The following is a 25,280-nucleotide window of genomic DNA, read 5'->3' as shown; positions in this document are numbered from 1 at the left end:
CGTTTCAAGTGGTTGTAATAAAATAGCTTTAACATTTGGCACAAAGCGTGCAACCCCTACATTGTGGCGTCAGCCCACATGAGGTCATTTCAGAGAAAACCTAAATGATCGAATCAAGGAAATTAGAAAAATAATTGCTTGTTGCAAGGAGATACAAACATGAAGCAAATACTGAAGGGTTCTATTGCTCTGATGCTAGGCGTTAGCTCAATGACGGCATGGGCCTCTACTGAGCCTGCAAACTTAGGACCTCGTCCCCTCTTTTTAGTCAACAATATGGATGAGAGCCCTTTGAAAACCAAGCTACTGAGTTGTAGCGAAGGACCTTTTCATCGTAGCGATTTTTCTATTGGGCACCGTGGTGCTGCGATGCAGTTTCCGGAGCACACCAAGGAATCCTACTTAGCCGCGATTCAAATGGGCGCGGGCGTCGTTGAATGTGATGTTACTTTTACTAAAGATAAGGCGCTGGTATGTCGTCATTCCCAAAGTGATCTGCACACCACAACCGATGTTTTAGCGCACCCAGATCTCGCTAATAAGTGTTCAGTGCCATTTACACCTGCTAACCCAGCGACAGGCGAAGATGCTCAAGTTGAGTGTCGTACGTCTGATTTCACGCTGGCTGAGTTTAAGACGTTAAAAGGCAAAATGGATGGGGCGAACCCAAAAGCCACCACGGTGGAAGAGTACATGAACGGCACTCCTGGTTGGAGAACTGATCTTTACAGCCAAAGTGGGACATTGATGACACACGCAGAAAGTGCAGCACTGTTTAAAAAGCATGGAGTGAAGGTCACTCCTGAATTGAAATCAGCAGCGGTTGACATGCCTTTCAATGACTTTAGCCAAGAGATGTATGCGCAGAAGTTGGTGGATGAACTAAAAGAGGCGGGCTTCGAGCCCTCTGAGACCTACCTACAGTCATTCAACTTGGATGATGTGAAGTATTGGATCAAAGAAGCACCGAAGTTTGGCAAGCAAGCGGTTTATCTTGATGACCGTGTTTACGAAAAAGCGGACTTTGTCGCGTCTGTTGAGAACATGAAAGAACTGCGCGATGCAGGTGTGAATATCATCGCACCACCTCTGTTCGCTCTGGTTGATTTAGATGAAAACAACGAATTGGTTGCGTCCAACTACGCCAAGCTCGCTAAAGGTGCAGACCTCGACATTATCGCGTGGACACTTGAGCGCTCTGGCCCATTAGCGCAAGGCGGTGGTTGGTATTACAAGAGTGTAAAAGACGGCATCAATAATGATGGCGATATGATGAAAATGCTCGATGTGCTGGCGCAAGACGTCGGTGTAATGGGCGTATTCAGCGATTGGCCAGCAACCGTAACTTACTACGCGAACTGTATGGACAGCGACGCTTAGGCGGTGACAGGCCAACGATTTCGACTGTTGATGGTTAATCGCTTAGCCCAATAATAAGAGAAAAAGCCGTGAACCAAAGAGCCTTCGGGCTCTTTTTTTTCACTAAAACTGTTGGGACAAAAATGACCCAAATTATGAATTTTTAGTTGGACATTAATGACTCAAAATATATTGTCTAGCTTGGGGTTTATTATAACTTATTGAAATTTAATAAATAAAAAATTGGCACAAAGGCTGCAATGGTCAACGTGACTTTCAACAATAAGTAAAAGTAAGGTTTGAATATGAAAATCAGTGTTAAAGGACTGTTAATCGCTAGCTCATTACTGCTTCCTTCAATGGCTATGGCAAGCGACTGCTCTAGCCGTGGTGTGTTAGACGATCGATACTGTGATGAAAACCAAGATTTAGTGGCCGATTCACCAAAGAACCCAGATGAGTGGAACGACCCAAGTACGCTTGTGTTTACTTACACTCCGGTTGAAGACCCAGCATTATACAAAGACGCGTTCGCCGACTTCCAAGCTCACCTAAGTAAAATTACGGGTAAGCGGGTAATTTACTACACGGTGCACTCGAATTCTGCGCAAGTAGAAGCGATGCGTTCTGGTCGACTGCACGTTGCTGGTTTCTCTACGGGCCCGACAGGCTACGCAGTTAACCTAGCGGGTTATGTTCCTATCGCAGTAAAAGGCGATGAGTCTGGCTTCCAAGGCTATAACCTAATCACGATTGTGCGTAAAGATAGCGGCATTAATAAAATGTCTGATCTGAAAGGCAAAAAGGTTGCACACACTTCTGCATCTTCCAACTCTGGCAACCTAGCTCCACGAGCGCTATTCCCAGCGAAAGGTCTAGTGCCAGATGAAGACTACAAAGTGCTTTATTCCGGTAAGCATGACCAATCTATTTTAGGTGTCTTCAATGGAGACTATGATGCGGCACCTGTGGCATCGGATGTGTACGATCGAATGGTGGCAGCTGGTCGTGTCGACGATTCCGAACTGAAGATCATCTACCGCAGCCCACGCTTCCCAACTTCTGCTTTTGGATACGCTTACAATCTAAAACCAGAGCTAGTTGAGAAGATCAACGAAGCGTTCTTTAGCTACCGCTTTACGCCTGAAATGAGTGCATCATTCAAGGGCGCAGATCGTTTCTCGCCGATTAGCTACAAGGAAGAGTGGGGTGTTATTCGTGATATCGCACACGCAACTGGTACGGCTTACACTAAAGCTGGCCTAAAGAAACTGGCAGAGAAAGACGCAGCGAAACGTGCTAAGAAAAAAGCAGCAGAGCTAGCAAAACAAGCCAATAGCCAGTAATTCCCCCCGTTAATTAGTTAACTATTCAGCTTATTCACTGAGTAAGCTTATTTAAAATCTATGCCCTCATGGGTAGGGCATAGATCATTCTAAAATTCGCACAAGGAAATGCAGTATGGCCGTAGCAAGCTATGAAGGAATAAAGATAAATAACCTTTTTCATGAATACGTGGCAGGCAAGCCAATCCTTAAGGGCATTAACATCGATATCGATGAGCCGGGTATCATTGCCATCATTGGCCCGTCGGGTACTGGTAAAAGTACGCTTCTACGTTGTATCAACCGTCTTAACGATCCAAGTCAAGGCGAGATTATTTTTGATGGCGCCGATTTGACTCAATTAAAAGGACAAGCGTTACGTAGGCAGCGCCGTCATATAGGAATGGTTTTCCAAGAATATAACTTAGTTGAGCGTTTAACCGTTATCGAGAACGTGCTGAGTGGTCGTTTAGGTTACATGACAGCTTGGAATGCATGGCGTCGTAGTTACTCTGCCCAAGACTTAGCAAAAGCTTTCGAGCTACTCGAGTTTGTTGGCTTACAAGACTTTGCAAACCAACGTGCCGATAGCTTATCGGGCGGGCAAAGACAGCGTGTTGGTATTGCTCGCGCCGTCATGCAAGACCCATATATCTTATTGGCGGATGAACCAACTTCATCACTCGACCCGAAAACCGCGGTTGAGATTATGGAGCTAATGGAAACCTTCGCCGAGCAGAAAAATATTCCTGTGTTGGTGAATATTCATGATGTGAACTTAGCCAAGCGTTATGCCAAGCGCATCATTGGTATGTGTAATGGTAAGGTGCATTACGATGGTAGCCCTGAAGGTATTTCAGAGGACGATCTTAAAATTATCTACGGGGGTGAATCATGGCTGGATTAAACCCAAGCTCATCAACAAGTGCATCTTCGTCAACGAGTTCATTTTCGAAGCATGAAAATCCGTTCAAAACTTCGTGGACGAACCGAGCAATCATCGCTGCAATTGTTGGGTATCTTTTTTATAGTTTCTCGACATTGGGACTGACCTTTGATCGTTTGATCATTGGGTTTGGTGAAAGTGAGCGGTTACTATCAAGAATGTTTCCACCTGATTTTTCGCGTACTAACCTTTTATTGAGCGGCTTAGCAGAAAGCTTACAGATTGCGATCATCTCTAGCTTTTTCGGTATCGTTATTTCACTGTTCCTTGGCTTACTTGCGGCGAGAAATATGATGCCCTCAATTGTCTCAACGCCAATCCGTTGTTTCATCGCACTGTGTCGTTCTTTTCATCCAGTGATTATTGCCATCTTGTTTGTAAAAGCGGTTGGTTTTGGCGCTCTCGCGGGGATTCTGACATTAGTATTCGCATCCATCGGTTTTATCGCCAAGCTTTTTGCAGAAGCGATTGAAGAGATCTCGTTCAAACCGGTTGAAGCAATTAAAGCAACAGGTGCGAGTTTCATTAGTGTCATCTTGTACGCGGTGATGCCTCAAGTATTCACTCGTTTCATTGGCTTTGCGAGTTACCAACTGGACTCAAATTTACGTAATTCAACCATGGTTGGCATCGTGGGGGCTGGAGGCCTAGGCGGTACGCTTTTCTCTGCATTCCAACGGTTTGATTACGACTTCGTCGCTGCTATTTTGATCACCATTATCGCACTGATTCTCGTTGGTGAATTTCTTTCCAATATTGTTAGGAGAATCTTCTAATGACAACTGCATCTATCGATAAAGAGTGGCAACGCTTTACACCAAATGAACGAGTAGCTCGATTTGCCGTTTACCTTAGCCTTGTGTGCGCAATTGTTTGGTCTTGGCAGACGGTTGAAGTGATACCTGAGTTTCTATACGACGCGCCTGCACAGTTTGCCGATATGTTTGAACGAATGGTCCCAATGGATTACGCGTTTTACCCTGAATCAATTCATGCGGCGATGATCGAAACATTACACATCGCGACGTTAGGTACCTTGTTTACCCTAGTGTTTGCGATTCCACTCGCGCTATTGAATGCACCAAACATTACGCCAAATAAAACGCTGAACTGGATTGCTCAGTTCTTTCTCGTGTCTTCACGTTCGGTGAATTCACTGGTGTGGGCATTGCTGTTTATTGCACTGTTTGGGCCTGGTGTCCTCGCAGGTATCATGGCAATTGCTATTCGTAGTATCGGCTTTGTAGGGAAGCTGTTGGCGGAAGCTATTGCTGAAGTGAACATGGGGCCGATTGAAGCTCTACGTGCAACGGGTGCTTCATGGATGAGTATCTTGCTCAAAGGTTATTGGCCACAAGTGATGCCAGCGTTTTACTCAATCGTATTGTTCCGTTGGGACATCAATGTACGTGAATCTGCGGTATTAGGTTTGGTGGGCGCTGGTGGTATAGGTGTGGTGCTAAATGATGCTCAGAACTTGTTTGAATGGCAAAAAGTGTCGATGGTATTAGTGAGTATCTTTGCGGTGGTTATCATCGCTGAAGCCGTGGTGATTCATATCCGTAACAAACTCATTTAACCCGATAGTTTTATGCGGTGCGCTCTGTGTACTGCATCAAAGTTAAGAGCTTATCTAGCATGTTGAAGCTCAAGCGACCCTAGGTACTTCGGTCTACCTAGCGGTCGTTTTTTTGCATCAAAAGATAAATAGGCTAGAGATATGAGTGTGTTTAGAAAACACAATGCTTAGCAAAGTCACCGGCTTCATTGGCTGTCCAGTCACCTTTAGGCTTCTCTTTCATATCAGTACACCAAGCTTCACTGCCGACTTCTGTACACGCCATTAGTTGTGTTGCTAGAAAAAGTATCAATGCGATTTTCTTCATAATTAACATTCCTTTGTTGTCTAAATTAGGGTTAAAGTTCTATTCTATAATTTCTCTTAATACTACTTATACTTAAATAGCAGCCAATGGCTTAAGCGAGTGAAAACTGTATGAGATCGGGTTAAGTTTGAGGTTAGAACGACAAAGTAGGTCTTGGTCTAAAGATCGAAAAAGCCAGCAAAAGGTGCTGGCTTTGAAATTCTTACTGAGCGTCTATTACTATTAATTAGTACGCTTCAACCACGTGAGTAATTATACCAGTTTCATCTCTTGGATGATGTCTGAAGCAATTTCTGGCTTCGTGCTCGTTGGTTTCTCGTGTAGATCTGCTTTTAATTGTCCCTTACGGTTACTTAGGCCTGCTTCCAGTTTCTTGAGTGCTGAAGCGATTGCTGGGTACATAACGTCATCTGTTGCTTTAGCTGATACACGTACACCTTCGTAGTTGGTGAATACTTCAACCTGATGATGACCGTGTTCTTTTGTAATGATGATGTCACAGCTAATCAGTGATGGGAAATGGCTAGATATCTTCTCGAATTTACTCTCGATGTCTTTACGTGACTCGTCGTTAATTGATACATGATGTGTTTGAACATTTACTTTCATAAATCATACCTTTCCAATGACTGTGTCATTTAAACGTAGCAAACATCGGACAGATTCACCAACTGAGAAAGTACACATGTGTGATTCACTTCAGTGTTATCAAATAATCTCTTGGTCGTCCCTTGAAAGTCAGATTAACTGATCGCATATTATGTTTCGTGTTTTCAATACATGTTCAAAAAAACTCCATCTTTGAATTATTGCTTTACGTCATTCTAGAAAACTAAATTTTATCGCCTTAGCAATCTATCAACTCAAAGACTTATTCTAGCTGGGTATCTATAAATTACTGAATATTTCATAGAGGTTCTCGTGCATTTAGACGTTACCCACACTGAAATAAATAATTGTACTTTGGTTGAATCGAGTACTGAAAAAGGCAACTGAAGTTGCCTTTTTATGGATAGATTGAATTCTATTGTAGGTTAGGATTTATTAAACTCGTAAGACGATGGAACCACGATCACACCTTTTTTTGACATATGAAAGCGCGCAGCATCCGCTCTACTGTCAATACCGATTTGAGTACCATCTGGTACTTTCACATGCTTGTCGATGATACAGTTTTGTATGTGACAGTTTTTCCCGATTTCAACATCTTCAAAAAGAATACTGTCAATCACAATGGCCGCGTTGTTGACTTTTACCTTAGGAAAGAAGATCGAATTCTGCGCTGAACCACCCTCTATCACCACACCATTTGCGATCATTGAGTTAATAAATATACCTTGATTACCTTCTACTGACGCTATGGTTCGCGCGGGCGGCAATTGAGGTTCGTAAGTTCGAATTGCCCAATCAGGTTGATATAAATCGATAGGAGAAACCGGTTTTAGTAAGTCCATATTGGCTTGGTAATAAGAGTCGAGTGTACCGACATCTCTCCAGTATGCATCTTGTGTGACTCTGCCTTCGGTATCTCCAAACTTGTAAGCATAAACGCTTTTCTCACCCACTAATTTAGGTATCACGTCTTTGCCAAAATCGTGGCTGGAGTCTGGATTTTCTGCGTCCGCCAATAGTGCTTGTGTTAACACTTCTTTATCGAAGATATAAATACCCATTGAAGCCATGCTTCGTGTTGGTCTTCCGGGTACGCATGCAGGGTAGCGTGGTTTTTCTGTGAAGTTACTTATTTGATGCGCTTCGTTAATTTCCATAACGCCAAACTCTTTGGCTTCGTCAATCGACACTTCCATACAAGCCACGGTTAAGTCGGCTTCATTCTGTTTATGTTGTTTGAGCATTGGCGCGTAGTCCATACGATATATATGGTCGCCTGACAACACCACCACATGCTTCGCTTCACTGCGAGAGAGCAAATACAAGTTTTGATAAATGGCGTCGGCCGTACCGCTGTACCAGCTATCACCTGTTCGCATTTGTGGGGGGACATTGGTGATGTATTCGCCAAGCTCGGGGTTAAGCACCGACCAACCATCTCGTAAATGTTTTTGTAAAGAGTGAGATTTGTATTGAGTCAGCACTAAAATTTGACGAAGCCCTGAGTGCAGGCAGTTCGCTAGAGTGAAATCGATGATTCGATATTTGCCACCAAATGGTACCGCAGGTTTTGCGCGATTATCGGTGAGGGGGGAAAGCCGAGAGCCAACACCGCCGGCCAGAACGATAGTTAGAGTGTCTTGCATGGTCAGAACCTTAATGTATTTATGATTATGTACATACACTTGCAAGCACCAAGCCAGATGTAACTCATTGAATATTAAGTGCGGTGTGAGAAAATAACATATGGTTGCACTAAATTGAGGCGCACGTATGTTGGCTTGCTCTATTTTGATCCAAAAGATCTAAGTAAGGTTGAGACCTTGAATTTAATGGCATGACGCACGGAAAACCTGCATTACAAAATTGTCAATAAAATGAGGAAATAAAGTGATCAGGTCGATATAAATTTACATAAATAGTCACAAGTTTTCACAAATTGATTTCCATCAATAAAGTAGGGTTATTCTGTGCTACCTTGCACGCAAAATAAGAAATGATTACTCATTCACAATTAGAATAAGCCCTCAAAAGGAAATAATAATGAAAAAAACAGTATGTGGTATTGCGGTTATTGCGGCTCTTATGTCAACTAATGTGCTAGCTCATAAAGAAGGTGATTTCATCATCCGTGCAGGTGCTGCAACAGTATCTCCAAATGATAGCAGCGGCGCAGTGCTTAACAATCCAGACCTAGAGTTTTCAGTAGATTCAGATACTCAACTAGGCCTTACTTTCGGCTACATGTTTACTGACAACATCAGTTTTGAAGTGCTAGCGGCGAGCCCTTTCTCTCACAGCATTTCTGTTAATGGCTTAGGTAAAGTTGCTGACACTAAACACCTGCCGCCAACGTTTATGGTGCAGTACTACTTCGGTCAAGCGAACAGTGACTTCCGTCCTTATGTAGGCGCGGGTATCAACTACACGGTATTTTTTGATGAAAGTTTGAATGCCAACGGCAAAAACGCAGGCCTAACGGATGTGTCTTTAGATGACTCTTGGGGCTTGGCGGCAAACATTGGTATTGACTACATGATCAATGAAGACTGGTTCCTGAATGCTTCAGTTTGGTACGCAGATATAGGAACAACAGCAACATACAAGACTGCGACAGATACATTCAAAACTGACGTTGATATCGACCCATGGGTATTCATGATCGGTGGTGGTTACAACTTCTAACCCACCTATTCAGTTTACTAAAGGCGCTCAAGTATCAGCCAGCTTGGGCGTTTTTTTTGTTTATTCGCTAGCTAACTTTATTAATGAAAAATATTCCTCATTCGTAATAGATTGTTAATAAAACAGAAAGCCAACTGTCATATTCGGCTCCTATGATCTCGATTCTAATTATGGAGGATATATGAATCGTAAATTTAATAAGCTGGCTCTATTACTGCCTATCGCGGTAAGTTCTGCTCTGGTTGGGTGTTCTCAGTCAACTTCAACGTTGGTAACACCATCAACGACTGCAACATCATCTCAAACGTCACTTGATACTTTTAGCCTCCAATGCCAATCCATTCAACAACCGAACATGACAGATGCCACTCTTTCTGGAATTAGTTTGGTTGGTCGTGCTATTGCTGACGCCCCGTTTGATACTTCTGCAGCCGAAATCGTCAGCTACGATTCATGTACCGACAAGCTTTATGTGGTTAACGCTCAAGCACAAAAAGTTGATGTGCTATCGATGGACGCTGACAGCGCACCAACTTCTGAGGGCTCTATCGACCTTCAATCAGCCGCTGCGGCTTCTGGTATTAATATCGGTGCTGCGAACAGTGTATCTACTCATCAGGGTTTAGTTGCTGTCGCGATTGAAAACGCCGACAAGCAACAAAATGGCATCATTGCTCTGTATCGCTCAGACACGCTAGAGCTGATCACTACTTATACGGCTGGTGCATTACCGGACATGGTGAGCTTCTCGAAAGATGGTCACTATATTGCCTCTGCAAATGAAGGAGAGCCGAATTCGGATTACAGCATTGATCCTGAAGGCTCAGTGACACTGGTTGATTTAACCAATGGTCCTTTGCAAGCGAAAGTCACGCAGATTGATTTTAAGGCATTTAACCAAGGTCAGCCACGGTATGCAGAACTAACCGACAAGGTTCGAATCTCGGCGCCTAATGCAACCGTTGCTCAAGACCTTGAACCGGAATACCTAACGTTTGCTGATAACGGAAAGCTTTACGTAGCCCTGCAAGAGAACAATGCATTGGCAGCAATTGACGTGGCGAGTGCAGAAGTGGATGCGATTCTGGGATTAGGTGGAAAGCCTTGGGATACTGCTCAGTTGGATGCGTCAAATAAAGACAAAAACATAGGTAACCTACAAAGCTACGCAATGCTAGAAGGCCTTTACATGCCAGACAGCATCACCAGCTACAGTGTTGATGGTAACACCTACATTGTGACTGCAAACGAAGGCGACGGCCGTGAATATGGCATCAAGACGACGCAACAATTGTGTGACGACAAAGGCTTTGAGTGGGATGGTGATGACTATCAAGGCACCGAAAACTACACCACAGAAAAAGATTTTTGTATTGCTTATGTCGATGAAGTGCGTGGCAAGAAGCTAGACGTTGACGCGAACCACCCATTGGCTGGGGCACTCAAAGACAATAAGCAACTTGCTCGTCTTAAAGTGATTAAGCCACAAGAGACACTTGCTGCTGACCAAAAGGTTCAAGCATTCGGTAGCCGTTCTTTCTCTATCTGGGATGAGTCAGGCGAGTTAGTGTTTGATAGCGGTGATGATTTCGCTCGAATCGTTCTTGAGCAAGATCCTGCAAACTTCAACAGCACCAACGATAACAACCAAAGTGGTGACGATCGCAGTGATGATAAAGGGGTTGAGCCTGAAGCGATCGAAGTGGCTGAGATTAACGGCAAGCAGTATGCCTTTATTGGACTTGAGCGCCAAGGTGGCATTATGGTTTACGACGTAACGCAGCCTAAGAACGCAAGTTTCATCAGCTACTTGAACAACCGCGATTTTACTCAACCTGTATGCACAAAGGTTGATGAAGACGGTGATTGCGACAACGAGACTTACAACTCGAAAGCGGGTGACCTAGGCCCAGAGTCAATCAAGTATTTCACTCGCTCTGGTAACCACTTTATTGCGGTTGGCAACGAAGTGAGTGGTAGTACGTCAGTTTATCGCGTTGAGTTTTAATCACGGTTACTGCTTGTAGCTAGACTCAATAAAAACAAAAGCGCCACTACTGAATAAGTAGTGGCGCTTTCTATTTATGCATCACAAATATATGCGTGATAATTAACTTCTATGGCTGTTGCTTAGTTGGCGCTAGAGCAATTTCACGGATACAAACGTTCTGTGGTTGCTGGTAAGCGAATGATACCGCGCGAGCAATATCGTCAGCTGCCAGTACGCCGCCCATGTCTTCTTTCCAAGAATCGTAACCGTCTTTGATCTCTTGAGAGGTAGTGTGCGACAGAAGCTCAGTCTCTACAGCACCTGGTGCGATAGTCGTAACACGAACATTTGAAGCCGCAACTTCTTCACGAACGTTCTCAGAAATAGCGTGTACCGCGAACTTAGTACCACAGTAAGCAGCATGGCTTGGGAATGTTTTCTTACCCGCGATAGAGCTGATGTTGATGATAGTACCTGTGTTGCGTTCCATCATCGGAGTAAGTACAGATTGCATGCCGTTTAGAAGGCCAATAACGTTCACATCGAACATTGTCTTCCACTCTTGAGCGTCTTGAGTATCGATTTGACCAAGAAGCATTGCACCAGCGTTGTTGATAAGCGCGTCTACAGGGCCAAATTTCTCTTCACCTTGTGCGATGGCTGCATCAAAAGACGCTTTGTCTGTTACGTCTACTTTTACTGATAGTGAGTTTGGTAGGTTCAGCGCTTCAAGGCGGTCAACACGACGAGCTAAAAGTAGAAGAGGGTGACCTTCATCGCTTAGACGACGAGCGATTGCTTCACCAATACCAGAGCTTGCACCTGTAATTACGATTAGTTTTTTCATTTTATTTCCTCTGTACTTTTATTGCGTCGGTTGGCTACGACATGTTGTTTAAGTGCATTCGAATCAAGAGCTTGTTGCCTTGCTTCGTTGCGATGGAGGTATATTAAGGAAAATAGCATTGTTGATATATAGCGCTTTACTTGAAACACTGTTGCTGTGATGCAACAATAAATGCGTTCACTTTATTACTTCATCATCTTCAAATTTCACATGTAAGCTGGCTACTATGCTCAATCAAATTAACCTGTCTGATATTCGTTCTTTCGTGCTTATCGCTCGTTTAGGTAACTTCACTAAAGCGGCGGAGGAGCTTGATGTGTCACGCTCCCACGTATCACGCCAAGTGAGTAGCCTGGAAAAACAGATGGGTGTGACACTGTTTATCCGCACCACTCGAACCTTAAGGCTGACTCACGCAGGGCAAGATCTGTACGCGAGATGTGAACAAGCCTTAGATGATATAGACCAAGCTCTGATTGCTGCTGTGGATGATGTCGAAGAAGTACGTGGCGACATAAAAGTAAACTGTGTCGGGGGTTATCTTGGTGAGGTGATCATCGCGGATCTAGTGAATGAGTTTATGCAGCTTTACCCAGACATCAGCATCAGTCTTGATTTTAGTAGTAACCGAGTGGACCTGATTGAAGACGCGTTTGATATCGCTTTTCGCATGGGGAGCTTAGAAGATGCAGGGTTTATCGCAAGAAAGCTTTTGGACATTGAGATGGGAACACTCGCTAGCCCAGAGTACTTTGCTCGAAAAGGAAAGCCTAGTCACCCTAAAGATCTGATCCATCATGATTGCTTAACGGGCTCGGTGCGTAAGTGGAGCTTTCAAGCGCTAGATGACACCAAGAAAACGGTCGATGTGCATGTGACGGGCAGACTGCAATGTAAAAATGGGCGAGTGTTGGTGCAGGGCGCGAAGTCGGGCAACGGAATTATTCGTGTGCCAACCATCTATTGCTTACAAGAACTGAACGACGGGCAATTGCTGCAAGTGTTTGAAGAATGGGTAGTGCCTAAGGTCGACTTTTCAGCGATCTACCATCGAGACCGCTATCAACCAAGTCGAATTAGAACCTTTATTGATTTTGTGAAAGGCCGTTTTGAGCAAATGCCAGTCAGCTAAATGGCGCGGCCTACCTTCCTCTTTCTTTTAGCAATAGTTGGACAGGCTTGGGCTTACATCTCGTCGATTTCGTTTTGTAGGTTTTCCAGCTGGTCTAGAATCAACAAGAACTTCTCGCCGAACGGCGTCACTTGGTATTCAACTCTTGGTGGCAGTTCGTTGAACATTTGCTTATCTAAAATCCCAAACTCTACATTTCGCTTCAAACATTCATTCAATACCTTGGTCGATAGCCCTTCTACTGAGCGCACCATTTCACCGGGGCGATTAATGCCATTTGCCAGTAATTGGTAAACCGTTAGCGACCATTTACAGCCATAGATGGTTTCCACCATGCGAGCTGAACGCTCTGGTGCTGATTTTCTTGAAAAAAAGTTTTCCTGATTTTTCATAAAGATGTACCAATAAGTACCTACCTAACCGATTTGTACTTACTATTCATAGTGTTAGTTCAAGGCCTAAGATTACCACGTTCACATGACTTAGGAGATAACAAAATGAACTTCACTAAAAATGGTATTGCAGTAGTAATCGGCGGCACGAGTGGCATGGGCTTTGAAACAGCGAAGCAATTAGTCGCTCAAAACATTCATGTGTTGGTTGTCGGCAATAACCCAACTAAGTTAGATAAAGCAGTGTCAGAATTGCAATCGTTAGGTCACGCTTCAGGTTGGCAAGCTAACCTTTATGATGATGCGAGTGTGTCTCGCCTTATTGAACACCTTGAGTCGTTAGATGAAGGTATTGGTTACCTTGTTAATGCTGCAGGTTATTTCAACCCTAAAGCGTTTATTGAGCACCAAGAATCTGATTACGAGCAATATATGAAGCTGAATAAAGCAACCTTCTTCATCACTCAAGCGATAAGCAAATTGATGATCAAGAACGGCGGTGGCAATGTGGTTAACGTTGGTTCTATGTGGGGTAAGCAAGCAATCAAAGCGACGCCATCTTCTGCCTATTCAATGGCTAAAGCTGGCCTGCACGCATTAACACAACACATGGCAATGGAACTGGCTGAGCATAACATTCGCGTGAATGCCGTGTCTCCGGCTGTGGTTAAAACGCCAATTTACGAATCATTCATTAAACCAGAAGAAGTGGACCAAGCACTAGAAGGTTTTAATGCGTTCCACCCAATTGGTCGAGTAGGTTTGCCGAAGGACATCGCTAATAGTATCTCTTTCTTACTGTCAGACAGTGCTGATTGGGTAACGGGTGCAGTCTGGGATGTTGATGGCGGTGTGATTGCTGGCCGCAATTAATTAGGATTCTTTTAAGGTGGCTGTCGCGCAGGAAAAATGCAGCGAGATGGCCTCTTTGATGAGTATTCGCGTAGAATAAAAGCTGGAAAGATAATAAGAATAATTATAACGATAACAAGAGTAAGGTCGCCATTATGTTCAACATGGACTTTTCAAAAAAACTGGTTATTGAAACCGAATCATTAGACTGGATTGCAAGCCCTGCTATAGGGGTATGGCGCAAGCCGCTTGAAAGAGAAGAGAAAGAATCAGGTCACACGACCAGTATTGTGAAGTACGATCCTGAATCTTCGTTTTCTGAGCACCCGCATCCGAAAGGCGAAGAAATCTTCGTGTTAGAGGGTGTTTTCTCTGATGAAACTGGAGATTTCCCTGCTGGCACTTATATCCGTAATCCGCCGGGAAGTGCGCATTCTCCATCAAGCAAAAATGGCTGTACGATCTTGGTTAAGCTTAATCAGTTTAATGCGAGAGACTTAACTCAAGTTCGTATCAATACCCTAGAAACGGAATGGCTTGCAGGTATTGGTGGCTTACAAGTTATGCCACTGCATGAGTTTGAGCACGAACATGTCGCTTTAGTGAAGTGGCCTGTCGGCGAACGCTTTCAGCCGCATCGTCATTTTGGTGGTGAAGAGATCTTTGTGTTGTCGGGCACCTTTAAAGATGAACACGGCGAGTACCCGAAACACACATGGATGCGTAGCCCTCACATGAGCGAGCATTTCCCTTATGTGGAAGAAGAGACTGTTATCTTCGTGAAAACGGGGCACTTGCCATTGGATTAGAGGAATGCTCCATATAAAGATGAAAAAGCCGCATTGCTTTGAGCAATCGGCTTTTTCAATTTTCACATATGGGCAGACTAGTAAGCGACACCAATACGTTGACGCGGGAACTTGCCAGCTTCTAGTTCATCAATCATCGCAATAGCGTAATCGCTGACGGATATTTTGCTGTTGCCATCTTCGTCGGTGAGCAGTTGATCACCACCAGTGCGGTAGGTTGATAGCTTATCGCCCGGGAAGATTTCTGCTGCAGGGCTAATGAACGTCCAGTTAACTTCGTTATCAGATTGTCTGAACACTTCAAGCGCTTCGCCCTGTGCTAGCGCTTCGTTTTTGTAATCCGCTGGGAAGTCAGGAACAGTAACTAACGGAATGTTTGGCGCCACTTCTAATGAGCCTGCACCGCCAACCCAAAGTAGGCGCTCGATACCGATGCTCGGTAATGTTTCCAGCAATTTAGTCGCAGTGTTTTTTACGATGTCGTGATTGCCCAAAGCACGTCCGCCAATCGAAGTGATTACTGCATCAACGCCGGATAGTGCGCTTGCTAGATTTGCGACTTCATCTTGTAAATCAAATGAACGAACCTCAACACCTTTGGTTTCTACTTTGCTTGCATCTCTTACTACAGCAACCACGTCGTGACCACGAGATTGAGCTTCTTGAGCAATGTGACTACCAATCCAACCTGATGCGCCTAATACTGCAATTTTCATAATGTCTCTCCAGTTATTCAATTTATTAAGTCGTTTTCTCGACAGCCATTGCAGTCTAATAGTTTACTAAACTGCGATAAATATCATAAAATGATGTAGATTGTATCTATATGGTTATCTAATTGGCTTGTTAGGTGGCACAACTTGAATCAAACCGGATAATCAGTAAAAAGTTGGGAGTGTGTTATGGATAGGTTGACGGCGATGCGTAGTTTTGTCGAAGTGGCAAATTGTGCCAGCTTTACGCAAGCGGCAGAGCATTTGGATATGAGCCGTTTACAGGTATCGCGCCACGTTCAAGAGATAGAAGCGTGGCTAAAGCAAAGACTTTTGCATAGAACAACTCGAAAGGTGAGTTTGACGGCGGCAGGGGAAATCGCATTACAACGCTGTGAAAAAATACTTCATGAGACCGCAGAGCTAGAGGTTACTGCGCTTAATCAAACCGATGATCTTTCCGGGACAATTCGAATCGCAGCGCCTATTGGGCTGACTCAAAACATGTTATTGGATGTGGTCGAGCAGTTCACTGAACGCCACCCTAATATTATGGTCGAACTTTTTGCTTCGGATCGTTTTACTCAGTTGGTGGATGAGCGAATTGATATTGCCCTTCGATATACCGATCAACCTGATGAAAACTTAATTGCCAGAAAGCTGATGGAAATCGACTCGGTTGTGTGTGCATCTGCTGCTTATCTAGACAAGCATGGAGAACCTAAAACAATTGAAGAACTTCGACAACATAATTGCTTTCGCCACCTTAGTGTGACTAAATGGGATTTCGTGAAAGATAACCAACATTATTCAGTTGAGGTGTCTGGGACCATTAAAGCCAACGATGTTGAGGTGTTAACCCGAGCCGCACAGCATGGAAAAGGGATCGTACGCCTCCCATGCGATCTAGCGAATCCATTGATTGCTGATGGTAAATTACAAAAGGTGTTAGGGGGTTTTGTTTCACCGAGTAGTATACTTTGGGCGGTGTATCTATCACGCAGCTATCAACTCCCTGTTGTTCGTCAGTTTATTGATTTTGCTGCAGAAGCTTGGTCTAGCGATATTAAATCTGAGGATGTTTGAGGTTATATATCCTAAGTACACAAGTACACAAGGCATAAACATATAAATACAAAAATCCGATATCAAAGGTGATATCGGATTTGAACTCAATAATTCAGAGTTCCAGCACGCTCTCCTCTCACGAAGTCTTTACATGTAATGATGTACGGATAATCGGGTGTCTATCGCCTTTTCGTTGATGTCAGGTAAAGGTCGATACAAGCTTCTGGTTATGTCCGTCAATACTTGGTCGTATACTTTTGAAACGACGGTTGATATATCGCTTGTCAATTCGTACATGGTATCTGCCGGTTGAGTTGCTTCGGTGCTTGATGCGATCTCAGTGAGTGCATGCATCGCACGTGTACAAATCGGTGAGCCGCTACTGATAGGGCAGATCATTGATAATTGATTGAGCTTACGGTGTGTCTGAGATGCATAGAACTTGAATCTCGCATACTCTTCAGGTTTTTCCATATCAGGTATGCACATTCGTAGTTTGGTCAGGATTTCCATGCAATCCAAGATTTGTTGCCAATTCATATGGTATTCACTACTCATGTCTTCTCGTTCAGATTGAATCAGCCATATGATCATGACTTCATCCATCAAGAACATGCTGTGACGAATCGTCTTGCCGTGAATTGATTGGTTACGTACCAAAGTTCGGTTTTGCCAGTCACTGTGCATGGCGATGAGCTTGAGGTGATAGATGCGATACATAGGACGGCTATCGAACGACACATGAGATTGAAGCAGTTCAGATACTTCAAGTATGTTGTCGTAAATCTCATTCACTTTACGAATCGAGTCGCTAGACAACTTATAAGCAAGAGCGTAGTGTGTTGCGGCGCGATGTTTACGTGATAACAACAGTAGCTCTCTGAGTAGAACTAAAGTTTCAAACCTATGTGATAGCGCTGTCTGTCTCTTTTTTGAAAAGTGAAACAGTGCAGCAAGCACTGCAATCGATAAACCCACTGAAATAACTACAAACATATTCAACTCCTAATATTTGCATACCTACTTAGTGGTAGTGCAGACACCGTGCCAAAATAAATAAATCTTACATTTCAATTGCTTATGTTTTATCGGTAATTATGGGTGATCAATATTGGTGCATAAGGTCACCAATTGAGTGAAAACGTTTCAGTTATTGCGGTAATTTTTGAGAGGTTAAACTTATTGATTTGGTGTGTTTTAATACAAGGCTTTGTCATTAATCACACTCAATGCGCAGCATGTTTTAGGGCAAGATACAGAAACGAAAAGGCCTCACTCTTTATATGCTTTTAACTAGAAATAGCAATAAGTAGTGAGGCCTTTCAATATTCATTCTGACGTTTGTATCTATTTTGATGATTGCTGACCGTCAGTATTGAGAGTTAACGATTAAACGTTATGCAAGCTTAAGGTCGAACTCGGTGCGGTACATCACCATATCTTCAATGGTCAGTACTGGCATGTTGTGCATTTTACCGAAAGCAACGATCTCTGGCGCTTTTGCCATCGTGCCGTCTGGATTGGTTACTTCACACAGTACGCCTGCTGATTGAAGACCTGCCATTTGCATAAGATCCACAGTGCCTTCTGTGTGACCGCGGCGTGCAAGTACGCCACCTTTACGCGCACGTAACGGAAATACGTGGCCTGGGCGAGCAAGATCAGTAGGCTTAGCTGTTGGGTTTGCAGCTGTCTTGATCGTTGTTACACGGTCAGCGGCAGAAACACCTGTTGTTACACCCACTTTTGCTTCGATAGTTACGGTAAACGCAGTTTGGTTTGCGCTGTTGTTATCAACAACCATAGGTGGAAGTTCAAGTTGATTTGCTTGCTCGTCGGTTAGACACAGGCACACAATGCCGCTGCATTCGCGGATCATAAGCGCCATTTGAGCATTGGTTAGGTGTTCTACTGAGTAGATGATGTCGCCTTCGTTCTCGCGATCTTCATCATCGAGTAAAAGTACGCCACGACCTTCGCGTAGAGCTTGCAGTGCGTTTTCAACGCGAGTGATTGGTTCGCCAAATTCGGCAAGTAGTGAAGACTGATTCATGGTTAAACTCCTAAAATATCACCAGAATCAGGGCTGTATGAGGGATCTCAACCGAGCACAACAAAGCCAACTCATTACAAGTAGGCTTGTACCAATCGTACTATGATTGGCTTTAGCTCATTATGGTTTTATCCAAAACGAAATGCACCCGCCTAAGTTGGAGGTACGAACCCAATTCACGCGGGTGTGCCTTTCCAACTTAAACGAGTGTGTTTTCATTCTCTCTCATCCGGACTATGACCGTCGGCTCTGGCATCTCACCAGATCTGCTGACCTCGACGAATCGAGCGCTCGCGGGCTTATCTTTAGATTTTGCTAAGGACATACCGCCGGTGGGGAATTTCGCCCCGCCCTGAGAATAAAAATTAATAATCTGTTTTGCTTTTGAAAGCAGACCAGATGGTAATCCTTTCAATACTGGATTTAAAGGACTGACAGCAAAGTTTTTAAGATTCTGGTCGTATAACCCGGTAAGTGTTCACTTTATCAGCAGAACGCGTCAGGCCGTCTTTAGTGGTCTTTGCTGTCTCTATGAACATAAGTGGATGTTGAATGTTATTGGTGTTGGCGTGGCTGTTCACCGAATCAATACTCGATAGGTCTATTAATCGAATATCGTTACACCATGACGGCTGACTGACCGTTTTGACATAAAATTGATATTGGTGATGCTAAGCTGCGATAGCATCAGACCACTTCATCTAAAAGATCTTAGCCATGACTTCTCTGTTCTCTAACAAATCCAAAGGCTTATTGCTGCTCGTTCTAAGTTTGTATTCTCTCATACCTTTTTTGATCTTTGGATCGGACTTTGACCTTGGAAGTGCGGTTTTGCCTTTCTATGGCGCCTTCATGACGTTCGTGACGTACTCAGCAGGTAACCAAGGATTCTTGGTAACGCTAGCTGTTTTGTCTCTGGTATTGCTCGCGATGAAATTTTCCAAAGCTAAGATAGCCAGCCTTTGTCTGCAGCTTGGCCTGTTGTTGGTTCTTAGCTTTGCAGCGAAAACCTTCTTAAAGCATTCAACAGAAAGCCCTCGTCCTTATTCTGAGTATTTGGTGACGCAAGAAGTCGTTGAAATGCCCGAAGTGTTTTATGAACTGCCACTAATGGAAAAGAACGCAGCAATTGCATCTGTGCAAGATGAGGTGAGTGAGTGGCGAACGCGTCACTGGCTGGGTGAAACGGACTACTCTTTCCCATCTGGACACATGATTTTCGTCGGTGTGTGTTTGGCGTTCTTCGGTGGATTGTTTTTAGAAGCGAAGCGTTTTTATTTGGTAGGTGGTTTACTGGTTTGGGCTGGTGGTGTCGCTTACAGCCGAGTTTGGCTTGGCATGCATCGCCCAGAAGACTTAGCCGGATCTATTGCCTTTGCAGGTTTGATCTATTTATTGGTGCCGCTTATCTCAGAGCAAAAAATAGAACGCTATTTACCTGTATTTTTGAAATAGACTTCTTAGGGATTCTGCCTCACTGTAAAAGAAGGGCTCAGATTAGCAATACGAAATAAACGTTATTGATTGAGCCCTAGCTCTGCTTGTTTCTTTTTAGTTAGCCCTAATGAGACAACTCGGTGTGATTCAGTGAGGTAATATCTCAGTTCCTCATCCCTTTCTGATGTGCTTTCAAAAAGCTGAATCCACTTCATTCCGCGCGAAGCAAAGTAGGGCGCGGGTTTATATCCCTGCTCTTCTTTGAGAAAATCGAAATTCTGATCGGATGTCTTGAAGATAAACGCAGGCTCATCTTTCGGTCCCCAACCACCAATCGAAAACACCTTGCCACCCACTTTCCAAACGTGCGAGTTATTCCACTGCATCACATAACTGGTTGCAGGTAGTGACTCGCAGAATGCGTTGAATTCATCGTAAGTCATAGAATGTCCTTTTTATCGCTAAGGGGCTTGATCTGTGTTGATTCTCTAAGAATTTTCTTCTTCCCGTCTTTATCGCCACTCACTAGCCCACTAGCCCCTGCCAGATTGCCGTAAAGCCACTGATAGAACATAGCAGCAATGAACCAATGCGTATCTTCTCTTTAGGGATGCTTTGTGTCGTCATCAATGCCACCTTGTAACCCAACCAAGCTGCTGGCAGTAAAGGGATGGTTATGATCAAATGGTGCATGGTGAAGAAGCCAATCGGGATCTGTACCAGTAACGAGATGATCGAACTAAACACGAAAAACGCAGAAAGGTTACCACGAAGCTGATTGGCATCTTGGTGTTGTAGCAGCAGTGCCATCGGTGGACCACCAATACCCGAACTGGTGCCAAAGAACCCAGAAAAGAACCCCGCAATACCCATCTTAGTTGGGGTTGGTTCGAGTCTAAAGGGCAGTAGGCTAACAATCACGGCAAATACGACCAATAAGCCCAACCATAATGACAACACGCTCGTTGAAACCATCACCAACAAAGCTCCGCCTGCCAGTGAACCCGGAATGCGGCCCAGCAATGCGATTTTTAATCCGCCAATAGAAATATTCGCTCGATGTTTAAAAGCGTTAAATATAGAAATGAATAGGCCAACGAGACAGATAGGCGCAGGTACATAGTCTGGAGAGACCAAAAACAGCAGTGGGGCTGCCACTATAGCCAAACCAAAGCCGATTGCGGTTTGCACAAACGAGCCGACAAAAATGAGTGCCATTGCTATAAGGACAGTCTGATCGATGTATTCCATAAGCCTGCGGATTAGTTTTAAAGGATCGGGTGGGTACTATAAATTAAAACGAAAATAATAGTCTTATTATTCAGTGATGTTTATGTAAATATCGACCGTTTTCATCGTTGATATAACGTGCAACGAAAAAGAGAGTGGATACCTCAAGATGTTATCCTTCAATAATCACTCTCTTTATTGGAATGACTGTTAGTTTTTCGCTGATGGGGGTGTCAGCATAAAACGTTAAGCCATTGCCAATTTCAGTCGTTCAATGGGTTTGTCATTGATGGGTAAATGAATAAGTGCTGCTGCAAACGCCAGTACTACCGTTGACCACCAGATTGGCTCGTAAGAACCGTAGTAATCGTAAATACGACCGCCAACCCAAGCGCCTAGGAAGCTACCTACTTGGTGAGTAAAGAACACCAAACCGTACAACGTCGACAGGTAACGAGCACCGAAGATCTGACGAACTAAGCCAGAAGTTAGCGGAACCGTACCCAACCAACAAAAACCAATCGCCGCACCGAAGATAGCCGCGGTTGACTCAGTAACAGGCAAAGTGACAAACGCTCCGATAACCACGGTACGCACTAAGTACAGTGCCGACATTACATGACGCTTGCTGAACTTATCGCCCATTACACCCCAGAAGTAAGACCCGAAGATGTTGAAGATGCCAACGTAAGCCAGTGCCATTGCTGCGCTGCTCGCCGGTAGGTCTTTGTCTGCTAAGTAGCTAGGTAAGTGCGTTGCTATAAACATTACATGGAAACCACACACGAAGAAGCCTGCGTGAATTAACCAGTAACCTTTATGAGCAAATGCTTCAGACATTGCTTCTTTCAGAGTTTGGTTCTCTTCTGCTTGCGCTTGTTTGTTTGAGGCTACTTTAGGCGCTCGCATAAACAGGGCAAAAGAGATCATGAAACAACACAGCACGCCAAACACTTGCATTGCACTCTGCCAATCAAATTCGTTCAGCATGTATTGCGCGCCCGGAATCACCGCGAACATACCAAATGAACCAGCAGCAGTGGTTAAGCCAAACGCTTTAGCCGAATGCTCTGCAGGTACTACTTTGGCTACCGCGCCTAACACGATTACATAACTTGTCGCACTTAACCCAAGGCCAACCAGTGCACCCAGTGAAACGTAAAGCATGCTCGATTCGGTAGAAATTGAGGTAAGAAGTAAACCCAAACTGTAAGCACATGCGCCTGCAATAATGATGCGTCTTGCTCCCCATTTGTCAGCGGCCATACCAACAAAAGGCTGGAACACGCCGAACAAAAGGTTTTGTAGAGCAACCGCGAAGCTGAAAAACTCTCGACCCGTGCCGAAATGCTCTGAAATTGGCATCATGAAAATGCCGAATGATTGTCTGATCCCTAGACTGATAATAAGTGTGCCTATCCCAAGCCATACCAGTAAAGGAAAACGGAAAATGCTCATTCTAATACTCTTAAATTAATGGTGGTGTGAGTGGTCTTGCTCTGACATGGGTTGTTCAGTCATATCATGGTGATGTTCGTGCCCGGAGTGCTCATGCGCTGACTGCTGGTGGCAGCCACTGCTCACGGCATGCTGAGCCAAAAGATCAATCAATGGCTGACTGTGATGCACAATAACCAAACTAATGACGAGAAATAGCATCATCCTGGCCAATTGGGCAAAAAGAGATTGTGAAAACATAAGGTGTTTACATTAGCTCACTGTTGTAAGAGGCCGCGCATCATAATGACGAGTGGTTAATGTATCAAATGACTATTTGTGATTTATTTTATGCGTTTTATGCATAGATTTATTCGTCGTGAGTATTCGAGCGAAATATGACCAGTAAATAGAAAAAATGGATGTTCGCTGGTTAATCTATAAAATCCTGAGATTCAGAATAAAAGATCAAAATCGAGAGTTTAAGTTATTGCTTTATATTGGTTTTCACAAAGCTGTAAAAACTAATATACAAACTAATCACTAACCAACATCGTTCGTTCACTCGACTTATTTGTTAAACATCGTAAATTTGGGCGTAAATCGTTTCAAAACTACTGAAACGCGATGTTAAAAGATTCAGGGAGAGTCATTCACATGGATAAAGATCATAACTTTCGCGAAAACTTACTGGCACTGATCTTAGGTAGCGCACTGGTTTCACTCGGCGTTATCTTTTTCAATCAGGTCGGTTTGCTCACTGGAGGCACGGCTGGTTTAGCAATTTTCATTACCAAAGTAACTGACTTAAGCTTTGGCCAAGTGTTCTTTGCACTCAACTTACCTTTCTATATTTTGTCGGTTGCTCGTATGGGCTGGCGTTTCACCGTCAATACCTTTATTGCCGTTTCGATTGTTTCGTTCGCTGTGGATCACTTGTATCACGTGATTCAAATTGCCGAAATTCATGCATTGTATGCTGCGTTATTGGGTGGTGGCCTAATTGGTACCGGTATGCTGGTGATTTTCCGTCATAAGATGAGTTTAGGTGGCTTCAACATTTTGGCGTTATTCTTACAAGAACGTTTTGGTATTCGAGCGGGCAAAGTTCAGATGGCGTTAGACTGTACGATTGTAGTGCTTTCACTGTTTATTGTTGACGTGTCACTGGTTCTATTGTCTGTGCTTGGTGCGATAGTCACCAACTTGATTCTAGCGATGAACCATAAGCCTGGGCGCTATCAACCGGTCGTCAAAGCGGAAGCAGCTTAGTAAGTGGAAGCAGAGTAGTTAGGTTCGCTCAAGCACTAGGTTAGCTTAAGCAAAGTGATTTGCAGATTATAAAAACAACAAAGCCAGCATCAATTGCTGGCTTTGTTCTATTTCAATGCAACGATTAACAGTTGTTGCAATCGTTGTCTGGCTTGAGTTCGCAATCAATCACATTGCCTTGTTGATCAAGTGACAGGTTACAGCACTCTTCAAACAGGTTCTTAAGATCCCAACGACTTTTCTGAACGCGAGACTTAACCGTTGAGTAGCTGACGTTTTGCGCCTCTGCGATCTCTTTCTGGCTTTGGCCTTTGATGTCGACAGCAAGCAGTAACGATGAGCTTTGTTCTGGCAGTACCTGAATAAAAGGTTCAATACACAATGAGAGCTTTTGTTTGAACTCAGAGTCGTGGTCTAAATCGGTAAACCACAGATCTTCAGCATCAATTTGGCTATCACGTTGTTGGCGTGCATGCTTACGGTAGAAGTCGATAATCGTGTGATTGGCTAATTGGAATAGCCACGACTTTACGTTGCTCGCATCTTGTACCTTATCTAAGTTCTGATAAGTCTTAATCAAGATATCTTGAAGCAAGTCGTCTACATCCGCAGAGTTGTTGACCTTGGAATACAGGAATGACTTTAACGCTTGCTGATATTCAGCCCAAACCTGTTCTAAGTCCAAAGATGCCCTATTCAAAGGTGCCTTAGTTGCACTGTTCATTTACGCAACACTCGTCTTGTAAGAAATCAATCACGCCTTCTAGACATTCATACTCCGCCACGCAGAATAACGTTCTTCCTTCTCGTCTTTGGCTGATTAAACCCGCAGACGCCAAGCTTGATATGTGATGAGACAAGGTAGAACCGGGAATGCCTAGTTCTTCTTGTAGGCCGCCAACTGCAATGCCTTGGTAGCCAGCTTTAACAACACTTTTATAAATGGTTAGGCGAACAGGGTGGCCCAACTCTTTAAGTGCTTTCGCAACGACTTCTAAGTTCATATTAACCCCTCAAGTTTTAATTTCGATGTTAGTCGAAATATAAGAACAATTCAAATTTAAAAACTGTGGCTATGTAAGTCATTGTAAAATAGTGTTTTCCAAAATTTATTTCGATATTTATCGAAATAAACCTTGAACTGTAGCTGTTTATTTCTATAATTCGAGAATATTCGAAATTAAGGGTTAGTTACTTTCCTCATAGAGTCCCGCCTTAAATCCAGTTTGGAGTTA

27 protein-coding genes and 1 riboswitch are annotated in these 25,280 nt (G+C 43.8%); of the genes, 13 read left to right on the top strand and 14 right to left on the bottom strand.

Annotation, left to right across the window (positions count from 1 at the left end; genetic code table 11):
- Positions 1-159: 159 nt before the first annotated feature.
- The 5 genes from SJY39_RS13925 to phnE (SJY39_RS13905) all read left to right on the top strand — a co-directional run bounded on the left by SJY39_RS13925 (position 160) and on the right by phnE (SJY39_RS13905) (position 5,209).
- Positions 160-1,380: a glycerophosphodiester phosphodiesterase family protein gene (locus SJY39_RS13925; protein WP_010433010.1), complete on the top strand. Its 1,221-nt coding sequence runs from the start codon at positions 160-162 to the stop codon at positions 1,378-1,380.
- Between the two features lie 284 nt (positions 1,381-1,664).
- Positions 1,665-2,705 carry a phosphate/phosphite/phosphonate ABC transporter substrate-binding protein gene (gene phnD / locus SJY39_RS13920; protein ID WP_010433011.1) on the top strand — a complete coding sequence of 347 codons (1,041 nt, stop codon included), beginning with the start codon at positions 1,665-1,667 and terminating at the stop codon, positions 2,703-2,705.
- 115 nt (positions 2,706-2,820) lie between these two features.
- The gene (gene phnC, locus SJY39_RS13915; protein WP_372275188.1) at positions 2,821-3,591 is read left to right on the top strand and encodes a phosphonate ABC transporter ATP-binding protein; all 771 of its coding nucleotides are present in this window, start codon (positions 2,821-2,823) and stop codon (positions 3,589-3,591) included.
- Entirely contained in the window at positions 3,579-4,406 is an 828-nt protein-coding gene (gene phnE, locus SJY39_RS13910) for a phosphonate ABC transporter, permease protein PhnE (protein ID WP_010433017.1), read from the top strand. The genes phnC and phnE (SJY39_RS13910) overlap by 13 nt, the downstream gene beginning before the upstream one ends.
- Positions 4,406-5,209 carry a phosphonate ABC transporter, permease protein PhnE gene (phnE, locus tag SJY39_RS13905; protein ID WP_010433019.1) on the top strand — a complete coding sequence of 268 codons (804 nt, stop codon included), beginning with the start codon at positions 4,406-4,408 and terminating at the stop codon, positions 5,207-5,209. The genes phnE (SJY39_RS13910) and phnE (SJY39_RS13905) overlap by 1 nt, the downstream gene beginning before the upstream one ends.
- A gap of 151 nt (positions 5,210-5,360) precedes the next feature.
- Here phnE (SJY39_RS13905) and SJY39_RS13900 read toward each other — a convergent pair whose 3' ends face one another.
- From SJY39_RS13900 to glgC, 3 genes are all read right to left on the bottom strand, one after another.
- The gene (locus SJY39_RS13900; RefSeq protein WP_004732998.1) at positions 5,361-5,516 is read right to left on the bottom strand and encodes a DUF3012 domain-containing protein; all 156 of its coding nucleotides are present in this window, start codon (positions 5,514-5,516) and stop codon (positions 5,361-5,363) included.
- 252 nt (positions 5,517-5,768) lie between these two features.
- Positions 5,769-6,125: a ribosome hibernation-promoting factor, HPF/YfiA family gene (hpf, locus tag SJY39_RS13895; RefSeq protein WP_010433026.1), complete on the bottom strand. Its 357-nt coding sequence runs from the start codon at positions 6,123-6,125 to the stop codon at positions 5,769-5,771.
- Between the two features lie 425 nt (positions 6,126-6,550).
- The gene (gene glgC / locus SJY39_RS13890) at positions 6,551-7,774 is read right to left on the bottom strand and encodes a glucose-1-phosphate adenylyltransferase (RefSeq protein ID WP_010433030.1); all 1,224 of its coding nucleotides are present in this window, start codon (positions 7,772-7,774) and stop codon (positions 6,551-6,553) included.
- A gap of 397 nt (positions 7,775-8,171) precedes the next feature.
- On the opposite strand from glgC, the gene ompW reads away from it, so the two are divergent.
- A complete protein-coding gene (ompW, locus tag SJY39_RS13885) occupies positions 8,172-8,813 on the top strand; it encodes an outer membrane protein OmpW (protein WP_010433032.1) in 642 nt (213 codons plus the stop codon).
- Positions 8,814-8,994: 181 nt separating this feature from the next.
- The gene (locus SJY39_RS13880) at positions 8,995-10,821 is read left to right on the top strand and encodes a choice-of-anchor I family protein (RefSeq protein ID WP_016787852.1); all 1,827 of its coding nucleotides are present in this window, start codon (positions 8,995-8,997) and stop codon (positions 10,819-10,821) included.
- Positions 10,822-10,930: 109 nt separating this feature from the next.
- Here SJY39_RS13880 and SJY39_RS13875 read toward each other — a convergent pair whose 3' ends face one another.
- Positions 10,931-11,650 (bottom strand): SDR family oxidoreductase, encoded by a 720-nt coding sequence (locus SJY39_RS13875; protein ID WP_016792708.1) that lies wholly within the window; start codon positions 11,648-11,650, stop codon positions 10,931-10,933.
- Between the two features lie 226 nt (positions 11,651-11,876).
- Here SJY39_RS13875 and SJY39_RS13870 point away from each other — a divergent pair, with 226 nt between their 5' ends.
- Entirely contained in the window at positions 11,877-12,782 is a 906-nt protein-coding gene (locus SJY39_RS13870; protein WP_016792707.1) for a LysR family transcriptional regulator, read from the top strand.
- Positions 12,783-12,835: 53 nt separating this feature from the next.
- On the opposite strand, the gene SJY39_RS13865 is transcribed toward SJY39_RS13870, so the two are convergent.
- Entirely contained in the window at positions 12,836-13,174 is a 339-nt protein-coding gene (locus SJY39_RS13865) for a helix-turn-helix domain-containing protein (protein WP_004733017.1), read from the bottom strand.
- Positions 13,175-13,279: 105 nt separating this feature from the next.
- Here SJY39_RS13865 and SJY39_RS13860 point away from each other — a divergent pair, with 105 nt between their 5' ends.
- Entirely contained in the window at positions 13,280-14,047 is a 768-nt protein-coding gene (locus SJY39_RS13860) for an SDR family NAD(P)-dependent oxidoreductase (RefSeq protein WP_016793360.1), read from the top strand.
- A 134-nt stretch (positions 14,048-14,181) separates the two neighbouring features.
- Complete coding sequence (locus SJY39_RS13855) at positions 14,182-14,835, top strand: cupin domain-containing protein (RefSeq protein WP_016784397.1); 654 nt, start codon at positions 14,182-14,184, stop codon at positions 14,833-14,835.
- Positions 14,836-14,912: 77 nt separating this feature from the next.
- On the opposite strand, the gene SJY39_RS13850 is transcribed toward SJY39_RS13855, so the two are convergent.
- Positions 14,913-15,551: an NAD(P)-dependent oxidoreductase gene (locus tag SJY39_RS13850; RefSeq protein WP_016767019.1), complete on the bottom strand. Its 639-nt coding sequence runs from the start codon at positions 15,549-15,551 to the stop codon at positions 14,913-14,915.
- Positions 15,552-15,737: 186 nt separating this feature from the next.
- On the opposite strand from SJY39_RS13850, the gene SJY39_RS13845 reads away from it, so the two are divergent.
- Positions 15,738-16,634, top strand: coding sequence for a LysR family transcriptional regulator (locus SJY39_RS13845; RefSeq protein WP_010433052.1), 897 nt, complete (start codon positions 15,738-15,740; stop codon positions 16,632-16,634).
- Positions 16,635-16,763: 129 nt separating this feature from the next.
- Here the strand turns inward: SJY39_RS13845 and SJY39_RS13840 are convergent, their stop codons facing one another.
- Together SJY39_RS13840 and ribB are read right to left on the bottom strand one after the other, a co-directional pair.
- Complete coding sequence (locus tag SJY39_RS13840; RefSeq protein ID WP_010433054.1) at positions 16,764-17,612, bottom strand: hypothetical protein; 849 nt, start codon at positions 17,610-17,612, stop codon at positions 16,764-16,766.
- A 400-nt stretch (positions 17,613-18,012) separates the two neighbouring features.
- Positions 18,013-18,669: a 3,4-dihydroxy-2-butanone-4-phosphate synthase gene (ribB, locus tag SJY39_RS13835; RefSeq protein ID WP_004733029.1), complete on the bottom strand. Its 657-nt coding sequence runs from the start codon at positions 18,667-18,669 to the stop codon at positions 18,013-18,015.
- A gap of 213 nt (positions 18,670-18,882) precedes the next feature.
- Positions 18,883-19,033: riboswitch (FMN riboswitch) on the bottom strand.
- A gap of 353 nt (positions 19,034-19,386) precedes the next feature.
- Here ribB and SJY39_RS13830 point away from each other — a divergent pair.
- Positions 19,387-20,124 carry a phosphatase PAP2 family protein gene (locus SJY39_RS13830; RefSeq protein ID WP_016767022.1) on the top strand — a complete coding sequence of 246 codons (738 nt, stop codon included), beginning with the start codon at positions 19,387-19,389 and terminating at the stop codon, positions 20,122-20,124.
- A 62-nt stretch (positions 20,125-20,186) separates the two neighbouring features.
- Here SJY39_RS13830 and SJY39_RS13825 read toward each other — a convergent pair whose 3' ends face one another.
- The 4 genes from SJY39_RS13825 to SJY39_RS13810 form a co-directional block, all read right to left on the bottom strand.
- Complete coding sequence (locus tag SJY39_RS13825; RefSeq protein ID WP_010433062.1) at positions 20,187-20,549, bottom strand: MmcQ/YjbR family DNA-binding protein; 363 nt, start codon at positions 20,547-20,549, stop codon at positions 20,187-20,189.
- Positions 20,550-20,631: 82 nt separating this feature from the next.
- Positions 20,632-21,357, bottom strand: coding sequence for a sulfite exporter TauE/SafE family protein (locus SJY39_RS13820; RefSeq protein ID WP_171343509.1), 726 nt, complete (start codon positions 21,355-21,357; stop codon positions 20,632-20,634).
- Positions 21,358-21,582: 225 nt separating this feature from the next.
- Complete coding sequence (locus SJY39_RS13815) at positions 21,583-22,794, bottom strand: MFS transporter (protein ID WP_016793361.1); 1,212 nt, start codon at positions 22,792-22,794, stop codon at positions 21,583-21,585.
- 15 nt (positions 22,795-22,809) lie between these two features.
- Positions 22,810-22,998 carry a hypothetical protein gene (locus tag SJY39_RS13810; RefSeq protein ID WP_154724269.1) on the bottom strand — a complete coding sequence of 63 codons (189 nt, stop codon included), beginning with the start codon at positions 22,996-22,998 and terminating at the stop codon, positions 22,810-22,812.
- A 432-nt stretch (positions 22,999-23,430) separates the two neighbouring features.
- On the opposite strand from SJY39_RS13810, the gene SJY39_RS13805 reads away from it, so the two are divergent.
- The gene (locus SJY39_RS13805) at positions 23,431-24,045 is read left to right on the top strand and encodes a YitT family protein (RefSeq protein WP_010433071.1); all 615 of its coding nucleotides are present in this window, start codon (positions 23,431-23,433) and stop codon (positions 24,043-24,045) included.
- A 124-nt stretch (positions 24,046-24,169) separates the two neighbouring features.
- Here SJY39_RS13805 and sigZ read toward each other — a convergent pair whose 3' ends face one another.
- Positions 24,170-24,769 carry an RNA polymerase sigma factor SigZ gene (sigZ, locus tag SJY39_RS13800; RefSeq protein ID WP_010433074.1) on the bottom strand — a complete coding sequence of 200 codons (600 nt, stop codon included), beginning with the start codon at positions 24,767-24,769 and terminating at the stop codon, positions 24,170-24,172.
- The gene (locus tag SJY39_RS13795) at positions 24,753-25,049 is read right to left on the bottom strand and encodes a helix-turn-helix transcriptional regulator (RefSeq protein WP_010433077.1); all 297 of its coding nucleotides are present in this window, start codon (positions 25,047-25,049) and stop codon (positions 24,753-24,755) included. The genes sigZ and SJY39_RS13795 overlap by 17 nt, the downstream gene beginning before the upstream one ends.
- Positions 25,050-25,280 lie beyond the last annotated feature (231 nt).

The sequence above is a fragment of the Vibrio sp. R78045 genome (genome assembly GCF_042466085.1).
Lineage (GTDB): Bacteria > Pseudomonadota > Gammaproteobacteria > Enterobacterales > Vibrionaceae > Vibrio > Vibrio cyclitrophicus.
This window is presented reverse-complemented; position numbering and strand designations above follow the sequence as displayed.